11 protein-coding genes are annotated in these 11,838 nt (G+C 53.9%); 7 read left to right on the top strand and 4 right to left on the bottom strand.

Annotated features, from left to right (window positions below; all coding sequences use genetic code 11):
- The first annotated feature begins 123 nt into the window (after positions 1-123).
- Complete coding sequence (yegS, locus tag C2U53_RS26440) at positions 124-1,023, top strand: lipid kinase YegS (protein ID WP_043000165.1); 900 nt, start codon at positions 124-126, stop codon at positions 1,021-1,023.
- Here yegS and fbaB read toward each other — a convergent pair.
- Positions 1,020-2,072 (bottom strand): class I fructose-bisphosphate aldolase, encoded by a 1,053-nt coding sequence (fbaB, locus tag C2U53_RS26445; RefSeq protein ID WP_043000164.1) that lies wholly within the window; start codon positions 2,070-2,072, stop codon positions 1,020-1,022. The two genes, yegS and fbaB, sit on opposite strands and share 4 nt — an antisense overlap.
- A gap of 250 nt (positions 2,073-2,322) precedes the next feature.
- Here fbaB and C2U53_RS26450 point away from each other — a divergent pair, with 250 nt between their 5' ends.
- The 3 genes from C2U53_RS26450 to C2U53_RS26460 are packed head-to-tail and all read left to right on the top strand — an operon-like array spanning position 2,323 to position 5,557.
- Positions 2,323-3,594, top strand: a complete 1,272-nt coding sequence (locus tag C2U53_RS26450) for a nucleoside permease (protein ID WP_044326947.1) — start codon at positions 2,323-2,325, stop codon at positions 3,592-3,594.
- On the top strand, positions 3,591-4,595 hold the full coding sequence (locus tag C2U53_RS26455; RefSeq protein ID WP_104446705.1) for an ADP-ribosylglycohydrolase family protein: 1,005 nt from the start codon (positions 3,591-3,593) through the stop codon (positions 4,593-4,595). Before C2U53_RS26450 ends, C2U53_RS26455 begins: the two co-directional genes overlap by 4 nt.
- Positions 4,592-5,557, top strand: a complete 966-nt coding sequence (locus C2U53_RS26460) for a PfkB family carbohydrate kinase (protein ID WP_043000161.1) — start codon at positions 4,592-4,594, stop codon at positions 5,555-5,557. Before C2U53_RS26455 ends, C2U53_RS26460 begins: the two co-directional genes overlap by 4 nt.
- Here the strand turns inward: C2U53_RS26460 and C2U53_RS26465 are convergent.
- Genes C2U53_RS26465 through thiM form a run of 3 tightly spaced genes read right to left on the bottom strand, consistent with a single transcriptional unit; the run spans position 5,531 to position 7,904 of the window.
- A complete protein-coding gene (locus tag C2U53_RS26465; protein WP_043000160.1) occupies positions 5,531-6,277 on the bottom strand; it encodes a GntR family transcriptional regulator in 747 nt (248 codons plus the stop codon). The genes C2U53_RS26460 and C2U53_RS26465 overlap by 27 nt on opposite strands.
- A 41-nt stretch (positions 6,278-6,318) precedes the next feature.
- Entirely contained in the window at positions 6,319-7,119 is an 801-nt protein-coding gene (thiD, locus tag C2U53_RS26470) for a bifunctional hydroxymethylpyrimidine kinase/phosphomethylpyrimidine kinase (protein ID WP_043000159.1), read from the bottom strand.
- Positions 7,116-7,904, bottom strand: a complete 789-nt coding sequence (gene thiM / locus C2U53_RS26475; protein ID WP_044266115.1) for a hydroxyethylthiazole kinase — start codon at positions 7,902-7,904, stop codon at positions 7,116-7,118. Before thiM ends, thiD begins: the two co-directional genes overlap by 4 nt.
- A 194-nt stretch (positions 7,905-8,098) precedes the next feature.
- On the opposite strand from thiM, the gene C2U53_RS26480 reads away from it, so the two are divergent.
- From C2U53_RS26480 to C2U53_RS26490, 3 genes are all read left to right on the top strand, one after another.
- Complete coding sequence (locus C2U53_RS26480; protein WP_104446706.1) at positions 8,099-9,370, top strand: integrase arm-type DNA-binding domain-containing protein; 1,272 nt, start codon at positions 8,099-8,101, stop codon at positions 9,368-9,370.
- 91 nt (positions 9,371-9,461) lie between these two features.
- The gene (locus tag C2U53_RS26485) at positions 9,462-9,665 is read left to right on the top strand and encodes an AlpA family transcriptional regulator (protein WP_104446707.1); all 204 of its coding nucleotides are present in this window, start codon (positions 9,462-9,464) and stop codon (positions 9,663-9,665) included.
- 136 nt (positions 9,666-9,801) lie between these two features.
- Positions 9,802-11,715, top strand: a complete 1,914-nt coding sequence (locus C2U53_RS26490) for an AAA family ATPase (protein WP_104446708.1) — start codon at positions 9,802-9,804, stop codon at positions 11,713-11,715.
- Positions 11,716-11,838 lie beyond the last annotated feature (123 nt).

Below are 11,838 nucleotides of genomic sequence, written 5' to 3' on the forward strand. Positions count from 1 at the left end.
GCTTATTTTTTTGCGGCCTGAATCGTATATTGTGTGCGTATTTTAAGCCTGTTCTGACCTCCCCTTTTCGTTTCTGCTATACACTTTCTTCATAGATTCCAAAAACAAACAGGCAAAAAAGGAATGGATCATTTTCCCTCCAGCGTATTGATTCTGAATGGTAAAAGTGCTGATAACCCCGTACTGCGGGACGCCATTGGGCTGCTCCGTGACGAAGGAGTAGAGATTCACGTTCGCGTTACCTGGGAAAAAGGCGATGCGCAGCGCTATGTCGAAGAGGCTCGTCGTCTGGGCGTTGAAACGGTGATCGCCGGCGGCGGTGACGGCACGATTAACGAAGTATCGACAGCGCTGATCCAGTGTGAGGGGGCCGATATTCCCGCACTGGGCATTCTGCCACTGGGCACCGCCAATGACTTTGCCACCAGCGTCGGGATCCCCGAGGAGTTAGATAAGGCGCTGAAGCTGGCGATTGTCGGTAACGCCATTGAGATTGATATGGCGCAAGTCAACGATAAAACCTGTTTTATCAATATGGCAACCGGTGGTTTTGGTACGCGCATCACCACCGAGACGCCGGAAAAACTGAAAGCGGCGCTGGGCGGCGTGTCATACATCATTCACGGCCTGATGCGCATGGATACGCTAAAACCGGACCGTTGCGAAATCCGTGGTGAGAACTTCCACTGGCAGGGTGATGCGCTGGTGATTGGGATTGGTAATGGGCGTCAGGCTGGCGGCGGTCAGCAGTTGTGTCCGAATGCGTTGATCAACGACGGTTTGCTGCAACTGCGGATTTTCACCGGGGAAGAGATCCTGCCCGCGCTATTTTCCACCCTGAAACCACAGGAGGAAAACCCCAATATCATCGACGGCGCTTCGGCCTGGTTTGATATCCGGGCACCGCATGACATTACCTTTAATCTTGATGGCGAACCGCTGAGCGGACAGGAATTTCATATCGAAATCCTGCCCGCTGCATTGCGGTGTCGACTGCCGCCAGATTGCCCGCTACTGCGTTAAGCAATCGTCACTTTGTTATCGAGATAGACATCCTGCACGGCGTTGATCAATTTCACGCCGTCAGCCATCGATTTTTTGAAAGCTTTACGACCCAGAATCAACCCCATCCCGCCTGCACGTTTGTTGATTACCGCCGTACGTACCGCGTCGCTCAGGTCAGTTTCGCCGCCTGCCGCGCCGCCGGAGTTAATCAACCCGGCACGCCCCATGTAGCAGTTTGCCAGTTGATAGCGCACCAGATCGATCGGGTTCTCTGTGGTCAGTTTGCTGTAGACGCGATCGTCGGTGTAGCCATAATTCACGGCTTTGTATCCGCCGTTATTTTCCGCCATTTTCTGTTTGACGATATCCGCACCAATCGTTGCCGCCAGATGGTTCGCCTGCCCGGTTAAGTCGGCGGAGACGTGGTAATCGACGCCCTCTTTTTTGAACGCGGCATTTCGCAGATAGGCCCACAGTACGGTGACCATACCCAGCTCATGCGCCCGTTCAAAGGCGGCGGAAATCTCTTCAATCTGCCGACGTGACTCTTCTGAACCAAAGTAGATGGTTGCGCCTACGGCCACCGCCCCCAGATTGAACGCTTGCTCTACGCTGGCATACAGCGTCTGGTCGTAGGTATTCGGATAGCTGAGGGTTTCGTTATGGTTGAGTTTCACCAGAAACGGAATGCGATGCGCGTAACGACGCGAGACGGAAGCCAGTACGCCATAGGTTGAGGCCACACAGTTACATCCGGCTTCGATCGCCAGTTCAACGATGTTTTTCGGGTCGAAATAGAGCGGGTTGGCGGCAAACGACGCCCCTGCCGAGTGTTCCACTCCCTGATCGACCGGTAAAATGGACAGGTAACCCGTTCCCCCCAGACGCCCGGTGTTATACAACGTCTGCATGTTACGCAGTACCGCAGGCGGACGGTTGTTGTCCACCATCACGCGGTCGACGTAATCATGTCCGGGCAGATAGAGTTGGTCTGAGGGTATGGTCATGCAACGATGCTGTAAGAGGCTGTCGGCGTCTTTGCCAAGCAACTGCGCAATATCAGTCATAGTTATGCTCCCGTAAGTTCCGAATGCGTCGGAATGTGGATTGTCCTGACCCGCGTTTTGCGGGCAGCCATAAGTCTGGTACCGACCGACCATTTTTTCCATCTTTCGGGGATTTTTCAGCGCTATCTGCTGGCACGATTCACTGACGATAAAGTGTTAAGACGGTCAAGGTTTCACCTCAAAGGTATTTAAAAGGTATCATTAAATGGTACTGTCATGGCGTACCTTACCTGTCATGAAGGATTTAAAGATGAAAACTACAGTGAAACTGTCGTTCATGATGTTCGTTGAATGGTTTATCTGGGGAGCCTGGTTTGTTCCGCTCTGGCTCTGGTTGAGTAAAAGTGGTTTTACCGCCGGTGAGATTGGCTGGTCTTATGCCTGTACGGCGATCGCCGCAATTCTGTCGCCGATCCTCGTGGGCTCGCTGACCGACCGTTTCTTCTCGGCGCAAAAAGTGCTGGCAGTACTGATGTTCGCCGGTGCGGTACTGATGTATTTTGCCGCTCAGCAGACGACGTTCGGTGGATTCTTCCCACTGCTGCTGGCCTATTCGCTCACCTATATGCCAACCATTGCGCTGACCAACAGCATCGCGTTTGCTAACGTGCCGGACGTGGAGCGTGACTTCCCGCGCATCCGCGTAATGGGCACCATCGGCTGGATTGCCTCTGGTCTCGCCTGTGGATTCCTGCCACAGATGCTGGGCTATAATGACATCTCGCCAACCAACATCCCGCTGCTGGTGACGGCGGCCAGCTCTGCGCTGCTGGGTGTGTTTGCCTTCTTTCTGCCGGATACCCCGCCGAAAAGCACCGGCAAGATGGACGTCAAAGTCATGCTGGGCCTGGATGCGCTGATCCTGCTGCGTGATAAAAACTTCCTCGTCTTTTTCTTCTGCTCGTTCCTTTTCGCGATGCCACTGGCGTTCTATTACATCTTCGCCAATGGGTATCTGACCGAAGTGGGGATGAAAAACGCCACCGGCTGGATGACCCTCGGTCAGTTCTCCGAAATCTTCTTTATGCTGGCGCTGCCTTTCTTTACGAAACGCTTTGGTATTAAGAAGGTATTGCTACTTGGTCTTATCACCGCGGCGATTCGCTACGGCTTTTTCATCTACGGCAGCGCAGACGAATATTTCACCTATGCCCTCCTGTTCCTCGGTATTTTGCTGCACGGCGTGAGCTATGACTTCTATTACGTGACGGCGTACATCTACGTCGATAAAAAAGCGCCAGTGCATATGCGTACCGCCGCACAGGGGTTGATTACGCTCTGCTGTCAGGGCTTCGGCAGCCTGCTGGGCTACCGTCTCGGCGGCGTGATGATGGAAAAAATGTTTGCTTATCCGGAGCCGGTCAATGGCCTGACCTTCAACTGGGCGGGCATGTGGACATTCGGGGCGGTGATGATCGCCGTGATAGCCGTACTATTCATGATTTTCTTTCGCGAATCGGACAAAGAAATTACCGCTATTGAAGTTCGCGAGACTGCGTTGACACAAGGGGAAGTAAAATGAAAGCAGAACGTATTCTCGGTGCTCTTTACGGGCAGGCGTTAGGGGATGCGATGGGTATGCCGTCAGAACTGTGGCCAAGAACCCGCGTCAAAGCACACTTTGGCTGGATTGACCGCTTTCTGCCGGGCCCAAAAGAAAATAATGCGGCCTGTTATTTTGGCCGCGCAGAATTTACCGACGATACCTCAATGGCGCTCTGTCTGGCGGATGCTCTGCTGGAACGCGACGGCGAGATCGACCCGGACCTGATTGGACGGAACATTCTCGACTGGGCGTTGCGCTTTGACGCCTTCAATAAAAACGTTCTCGGGCCGACGTCGAAAATCGCCCTGAACGCGATTCGCGACGGGAAACCGGTAGCAGAACTGGAGAATAACGGCGTCACCAACGGCGCGGCCATGCGCGTATCGCCATTGGGATGCCTGCTGCCCGCCCGCGATCTGGATACGTTTATTGAGGATATCGCGCTGGCCTCCAGCCCGACGCACAAATCCGATCTGGCTATCGCCGGTGCGGTGGTGGTGGCATGGGCGATTTCACGGGCGATTGAGGGTGATTCCTGGGCCGCAATTGTTGACTCGCTTCCCGCCATCGCCCTGCACGCCCAGCAAAAGCGCATTACTACGTTCAGCGCATCGCTTTGTGCGCGTCTGGAGATGGCGCTGAAAATTGTGCGCAATGCTGACGGAGCCGAAGCGGCCAGCGAACAGTTGTATCAGGTGATTGGCGCCGGAACCAGCACGATCGAATCGGTGGCCTGCGCCATCGCGATGGTCGAACTGGCGCAAACGGATCCCAATCGCTGCGCCATTTTGTGTGCCAACCTCGGCGGCGATACCGATACCATTGGAGCAATGGCAACGGCCATTTGCGGCGCGTTGCAGGGTATAGGTGCCATCAACCCGGTATGGAAACAAGAGCTGGATACGGTCAATCAGCTCGATTTCAACCGCTATGCGACGGCGCTTGCTCGTCTGCGCCAACGTCGGGAGGCGTCATGAACACTTCACGTTTAGCCGAACTGTTGCCGGGGTTAACGACCCGCCATCCGGTCACGGTTATCGGCGCGGCGGTCATCGATGTCATCGCTGATGCCTATGCCCTGCCCTGGCGCGGGTGTGACATTGAACTGAAACAGCAAGGCGTTAACGTCGGCGGCTGCGCGCTGAACATCGCCGTGGCGCTGAAACGGCTGGGTATTGATGCCGGTAACGCCCTGCCGCTGGGCCAGGGCGTATGGGCCGAGATCATTCGTAACCGGATGGCGAAAGAAGGGTTACACAGCCTCATCGAGACCACACAAGGTGACAACGGCTGGTGCCTTGCGCTGGTCGAACCGGATGGCGAGCGCACGTTTATGTCATTCAGCGGCGTGGAGAACCAGTGGAATACCGACTGGCTGGCCCAGCTCACCATCCCACCTGACAGCCTGATTTATCTTTCGGGCTATCAACTCTCCTCACCCTGCGGCGAGCTGTTGGTGCAGTGGCTGGAAGGGCTGGATCGCGTTATGCCGTTTATCGATTTTGGCCCGCGCATTGGCGATATTCCTGATGCACTGATGTCACGCATTCTGGCTTGTCGCCCTCTGGTGTCGCTCAATCGTCAGGAAGCCGAAATCGCGGCGGAGCGGTTTGGTCTCAGCCAGGATGTGGAAGACTTAGGTGCGCAATGGGTGAAGCAATTTTCTGCGCCGTTAATCGTGCGCCATGACAAAGAAGGCGCCTGGTACTTCAGCGCGCAATCTTCCGGATGCGTCCCCGCCTTCCCGACAACGGTCGTTGACACGATTGGCGCCGGTGACAGCCACGCGGGCGGCATGCTGGCCGGGCTGGCGTCGGGCTGGTCGCTGGCGGATGCCGTGCTGCTCGGCAACGCCGTGGCATCGTGGGTGGTAGGACATCGCGGCGGTGACTGTGCGCCGTTTCGCGAGGCGTTACTCCTCGCACACAAAGACGTATAAATCGCTTCGGCAGTAGCTGATGCTGTACTCGATGGGCCGCTGCTGTTGGTCAAGCGCTACCTGTTTGATCACCAGCACCGGCACTTTGCTGTCCATCTGGATATGCGACTGGAATTCAGCATCCGGCATCTTTGCACTCACCCGTGAGCGCGTGCGCTGGGGATGGATATGCTGGCTGCGGAAATAGTCGTACAGCGATATGCCAATTTCATCGGCATCATGAATAAGATGCGCGGGTACCCACGACTCCTCGATAGAAACCGCGTCCTCATCAACGTAGCGGATGCGCTTAAGCAGAAACACATCGCTGCCGGCGGCAATCGCCAGCTGTTGCGCCACCTCTTCCGGACACTTAACCACCCGTTTGTTGACCCATAAGGTGTCCGGTTTTTTCCCGCGCAGCACCACCTGTTGAGAAAACCCACGCGCCTCTTTCAGCGAATATTCAAAGATGTTGTTGATCTGCGTGCCGTAGCCGCGAGCACGCGTCACCACGCCTTCTTCTTCCAGCGCCTGCATCGCTTTGCGCACCGTGATGCGCGAAACGCCCGTTAACTGACTGAGATCGCGTTCGCCAGGCAAAATGTTGCCATGCGCAATCACACCACTGCGCACGGCATTTTTCACCGTTTCGGCAAACTTGATATACAGTGGGGTATTATCCACCGCTGAAATACGTTCGTTCAGTTGCGCGATAAGTTGAGTATGCGCTTGTTCCATGAGTCTTTTTCCTGACTGCCAGTCTGCTGCCAGTATATACGCTACCAATACGCGTGGAAATGATGAACCGGCCCGATGCCGTGTCCAACCTCCAGTGTGTCAGCCTGCGCGAGCGCCGCCGACAGCCAGACTTTCGCCTCCTGCACCGCCCCGGCCCAGTCAGCATGTCGTGGACGCAGCGCGGCCAGCGCCGCAGAGAGCGTACATCCGGTGCCGTGCGTGTTTTTGGTCATCACCCGCGGTGCGGTAAAGCGCTGTTCACCGGTCGCTGTAAAGAGCCAGTCAGGACTTTGTTCATCGTCCAGATGACCGCCTTTCATCAACACTGCACCACAGCCCATCGCCAGCAACGCCCGCCCCTGTTCCAGCATCTCTTTTTCTGTTCGTGCGTGCGGGCAATCCAGCAGCGCTGCCGCTTCAGGCAGATTGGGCGTAATGAGTGAAACCTGTGGCAACAGTCGCCTGCGCAATGTCTCAACGGCGGAAGTCGACAATAACGGATCGCCACTTTTCGCCAGCATGACTGTGTCGAGTACGACATTCTGCACCTGATGGCGTTCCAGTCGCTCCGCCACCGCCTCAACGATATCGGTTTCCGCCAGCATACCGATTTTGGTGGTATCAATGCGCACATCGCTGAACACCGAATCGAGCTGGGCGGCGACAAAATCCGGTTCAATGCGATACACCGACTGCACGCCGCGTGTATTCTGCGCCACCAGCGCGGTAATTACCGCACAGCCGTAAGCGCCGAGCGCCGAGAAGGTTTTCAGATCGGCCTGAATACCGGCGCCGCCGCTGGGATCGGTACCGGCAATGGTCAGTGCGTTAATCCGCTTCATGCTGCGACCTCCGCATCCAGGGTGTAGAGCGCATCAAGAAACGCCGGAAGAAAACTGCCGGGTCCGTGACAGATTTTGCTGGCGTGCTGTCCTGCCAGTTTCATCCATCCACAGGCGGACGCGATGTTTTCGATCCGGTTTCCGGGTAGCGCGCAGCTGGCGGCGACCACGGCGGAAAGCGCACAGCCAGTGCCCACGACTTTCGTCATCAGCGGATCGCCGCCGGTGACGCTCAGAGTGCACTCGCCGTCGGTGATGTAATCCACTTCGCCGGTGACTACCACAACAGCGCCGGTGTGGCGTGCCAGAATCTGCGCCGCCGGCAGAGCCGTTGCAACCGGGTCGGTAGCATCCACTCCACGCCCGCCAGCGCTTTCACCGGCTAACGCCAGGATCTCAGAGGCGTTACCGCGAATGGCAGCCGGTGTTAAGGCAAGGAGTTCTAGGCAGAAACGGCGACGGTATTCAAGCGCGCCTACGGCAACCGGGTCCAGTGTCCATGGAGTTTTGGCGCTGTTTGCCTGCTCAACCGCCGCCCGCATTGCATGTGCACGCGGTTGTGTCAACGTGCCGACGTTGATGAGCAACGCGCTGGCAAGGGCTGCAAACTGGCGAGCTTCTTCGGGCTCAATCACCATCGCCGGAGAAGCCCCCAGCGCCAGTAGCGTATTGGCGGTAAAACTCTGCACGACGTCATTGGTCATACAATGTGTTAACGGAGAAAGGGTACGAAAATCTTGTAAGGTACGAACCGCATGTTCGCGGCTGTGCAGGTCAGGCTGCATGGTTACGCTCCTGCCCGCGCGAAGAAGGGACACGAGCAGTGTCTGACTTCCCTACGCTGGCATTATCCAGATCAGGAAATACGGATTTAATCCCCGCACACAGCATCCCGTAACAAACACAGGCACTGAGAACAAACGAGAACACATCCGAACATTAAAAAACACATTGAAACACTATCAAATTGGGTGCTTTAATGGGTGCCTATTTCAAAAAATGGGTAATTGAAATGAAAGCACCGAAGAAAATCACCAAACAGGCACAGGTAGACGCGCTGACGCTGCCCGCCGACAAAAACGTTATGCGGGTATCTGTGCTAAACGGTGCTTTACCTGGCCTGTCACTTGTCCTGCGCCGTACGTCTTCCGGTGGCGTCACTGGTAGCTATATCACCCGCAGAGAGGGTAAAGACATATCGATCGGTCCGCGCTCGTCATGGACGCTAGCAGCGGCGCAGGAACGCCACCGCGAGATCATGAGTAACATAAAGCGCGGTGTCGATGCCAGGGCGGAAAAGGTCGTCGTTCCTCAAGATCTTAACGCCCTCTTCAGGGTTTATATTAACAATCCGGCGTTCGCGCCTGCCGATTCCACTGTTAAAACGTACGTAAGCACCTGGGAGAAACATTGTAACCGGTTGTCGTCTTACGGCGAAACCACGATCGAAAACTTCACGCGTGCAGGCGCACACACCTTGATCCGAACTATCGCCGAAAAACACAGTGTTAACACAGCCAAAAAAATTCGCGACATTCTGATGGCCTTGCGTAACTACCTTGAAAGTCAGTTTGACATCGAGACGTTCGAAACGCTGATGACGTTGCAAAAACTGTTAGGCAAAAATAACGCCGATCTTGAACGCTCTTTACAGCCACGTACAAACTATCTGGAAAAAAACCAGCTACGCACGTTATGGCGGTATTTGTGCGAAGACGAAACCAGACCGGCACATTTGGCAGCGCGTATGCTTATCTGTGCGCCATTGCGCAAAGGTGAAGTTGTCGGCGGTCGATGGGAAGAAATCGACGAAGACGCCGGCTTGTGGCGGATCCCTGGTTCACGAACTAAAACAGGTTTCCCGCTCAATGTACCGATCAGCCCAGCAATGAAAGAGATTTTCACCGCTGCACGTGCGTGCGTAGACGGCGGTTTTATTTTTGGTATCAGCCCAACGGCGATTAATCACCGTTTGCCAGATATGCGCGCGGCCTGCGGTAACGCCGTTATGACTGTGCATGATCTACGTCGAACAGCTTCGCAGCTATCCGCAAACGATGAGCTGAATAATCCCGGAAGCGGGCTGACGTTTATTGAAGCGGATCTTATTTTGAATCACGTTAAAGGTGCTAAGAGCCAGGCTAGCGCTATTGCGTCTACCTATCAACCTGAAACGCTTCAAAAAATGGTTACTGATGCAATCGCTAAATATCAGAAATGGCTAGAAAAAGAGGTAATCGATATCCCGTAACACATTGATATATAGTAGTTATTTTTGTTGATGTCTGTAAAGTGTTCGCATATGTTCGTATCTGTCTTAACCACAAAGCAAGGTAACGAACATGTTTTTAAATGCCAAACAAGCCGCCGAACACATCGGTATTGGTCGCACCCTGTTTTATAAAATCCTGGGAAGCGACCCAACATTCCCCAAACCGGTACAATTGGCATCGTCGCGGCGTTTATGGGATCCCGCACGGCTTAACGCCTGGGCGTTAGCACGTAGTGAAGCCGTAAACCCGCCGAACAGAGGCCGCGCAGCATGAGTAAAAAGGGAAATAAAAAAGCCCGTCCTGCCAGACGAGCTTTTTTAATTGGTATCAATCACGCGATCAACGAGATTAATTATATGACCGGTCATATTGCAGAACAAGTTATAACCTGTCGGCGGAGGGTCAATAAATGACAACCGCTATTGATAAGACTACTACGAATACACAATCCCGTAAAGGCCGTACACCACGCAAGCAGGACGCAAACGTCGTAAACTTTTTTAAGCCGCTGAGCGTTGACGAAGCGCGCGCAGAGCTTACCCGCGAATACGACAGCAATGACGGAATCATTGATGCCTTACTGGAAAATGCCGAAAACGATGCCTTTTTAGACAACGCCTGGACGCGACCAGAAATGATCGCTGCGTCAGATGAGCGTGACGTCGTGGTTAACTTGTCGACTGATAAAGGCATCAATTTTACATCGACCATTATTCACGATCCGGAAGATTTCGTTGATCAGTTAGAACACGTCACCGATATTAAACGCAATGCCAGCGGAAGCAGCGTAACCGTATCTATGGTTGATATTGTATTACCTGAACGCTATGACGTCTTAGGATCGCAAATAGCGCACTATCTTAAAGGCTTCCGTTTCATGGTTGCTTATTACCGTGATGGTAAAAACAACCGACACGCGCTGCTAATGATTCCCCATACCGGCATCCCTGTTGATATTTCTGACGAATTTAGCGTCAGATTGCGAGACGGCGTGCTGTACCCGCTGCACCTGATGGATGTCCCGTCTTTAAGCTTTAATAAGCAAGCGTCGTTGTTAGGATATACAGCTAAAATCCGCAGCCTGGAAGACGTAGAAATTTATGACGGCGAGTTACTTGATGGCACCGCTACGGCGCGTTATTGGGGCTTACAGACAAGATTTAACTGTTTAGAAGACCGCAGCACGCCGAAAGACATCCAACAAGCGCCGGATAAAGGACGCCCACTGGTCGACGGTATGATTCAGATCGGTGACTACGGCGTTATTTACAGTCCGCCGAACACTGGTAAAACTACTTTCGCGGCATACCTTGGCTATTGTGTGGCAAACGGGATGGAAATGCTTGGCTTTATGCGTTCTAAGCGTGCACATGTAATTTACGCCGATCTTGAGTTCAACAATATCGATGGTATGTTACAAGCCTGTGAAGAACACCACGGCGCGCGCACCGGCTGGCGCGATCGCTTCCATATAGTAAACACCTTGCCCGACCTGGGGAACGACGAAGCAGTAGACGCCTGGTGCGTTAAAATGCGCGCAAAGACGAACAACGAGCCAGCGTTAGTGATCATCGATACACAGCGCAAAGCGGCGCGTAACTCGACGCTGTCGGGCCAGCCGCTGAAGGAAAACGGTAACGACGATATGACCGTCATCGCCAACGCAATGATGCGTATCTCCTGTCGTATGAACGGCGCGACGTTTTCGCTACACCACACTACCAAAGCAAACGAAGAAGTGATGTCCGGTGGCGGTGCACTCGAAGCCGGTGTTACGTCCGCATTTGTTCTAACCGTGCCGGATAAGAGTAAGCCTAATTGCTTAAACCTTGCAGCGACCAAACGGCGCGGTAATGGTATGCCGAAAGGCTTGTATTATGGTATCGAGTTCGTCGACGTCAGGATCATGACAGCCGACGAAGAGAAGACAGCGATCGCCGATGCCGACGAATGGTTCGGCGAAACGATGCGATCCGATTGTCATAAAGCACCAGAGCACGGCATAAGCGGCGCGTCGTTCGACACCGGCCCACAGACCCACGCTAAAACCGTCTATCCGAAGCTGTTCGATGCTTTCGAAGTTAAGCGCGGTGCTATTTCCGCAAACGCAGCAAAGAAAGACGGACGACTTGATCGCATGAAGGAAGTGCGCGAATACATGGCGAGTGTTAACAAACCGGTGTCCGCTAACAATATCGTCATGGAGTTCAGCGTGTCACGGCGCATTGCTAACGACTATCTTAAGACGATGGAAGCAAGCTGTATCATTAAATGCGTCGAACCTGCCGCAGGGCGTAACGGCGCTAAATATCAGTTGGTTTAGTTTGTGTTACCTTTTGTGTTACCAACGTATAGAGATCTGCGTTGGTAACACAAACAAACACACAAAAATACACCAACATAATAAAACCCCTTTATAGGGGTTTTTTATTGGTGATTGGGCTGT

The sequence above is a fragment of the Citrobacter sp. CFNIH10 genome (assembly GCF_002934585.1).
GTDB lineage: Bacteria > Pseudomonadota > Gammaproteobacteria > Enterobacterales > Enterobacteriaceae > Citrobacter_A > Citrobacter_A amalonaticus.

Excerpts from the sequence above, each read along its gene's own strand:
- yegS (WP_043000165.1), top strand. The coding sequence starts at position 124 with ATGGATCATTTTCCCTCCAGCGTATTGATTCTGAATGGTAAAAGTGCT.
- fbaB (WP_043000164.1), bottom strand. The coding sequence starts at position 2,072 with ATGACTGATATTGCGCAGTTGCTTGGCAAAGACGCCGACAGCCTCTTA.
- C2U53_RS26450 (WP_044326947.1), top strand. The coding sequence starts at position 2,323 with ATGAAAACTACAGTGAAACTGTCGTTCATGATGTTCGTTGAATGGTTT.
- C2U53_RS26455 (WP_104446705.1), top strand. The coding sequence starts at position 3,591 with ATGAAAGCAGAACGTATTCTCGGTGCTCTTTACGGGCAGGCGTTAGGG.
- C2U53_RS26460 (WP_043000161.1), top strand. The coding sequence starts at position 4,592 with ATGAACACTTCACGTTTAGCCGAACTGTTGCCGGGGTTAACGACCCGC.
- C2U53_RS26465 (WP_043000160.1), bottom strand. The coding sequence starts at position 6,277 with ATGGAACAAGCGCATACTCAACTTATCGCGCAACTGAACGAACGTATT.
- thiD (WP_043000159.1), bottom strand. The coding sequence starts at position 7,119 with ATGAAGCGGATTAACGCACTGACCATTGCCGGTACCGATCCCAGCGGC.
- thiM (WP_044266115.1), bottom strand. The coding sequence starts at position 7,904 with ATGCAGCCTGACCTGCACAGCCGCGAACATGCGGTTCGTACCTTACAA.
- C2U53_RS26480 (WP_104446706.1), top strand. The coding sequence starts at position 8,099 with ATGGGTGCCTATTTCAAAAAATGGGTAATTGAAATGAAAGCACCGAAG.
- C2U53_RS26485 (WP_104446707.1), top strand. The coding sequence starts at position 9,462 with ATGTTTTTAAATGCCAAACAAGCCGCCGAACACATCGGTATTGGTCGC.
- C2U53_RS26490 (WP_104446708.1), top strand. The coding sequence starts at position 9,802 with ATGACAACCGCTATTGATAAGACTACTACGAATACACAATCCCGTAAA.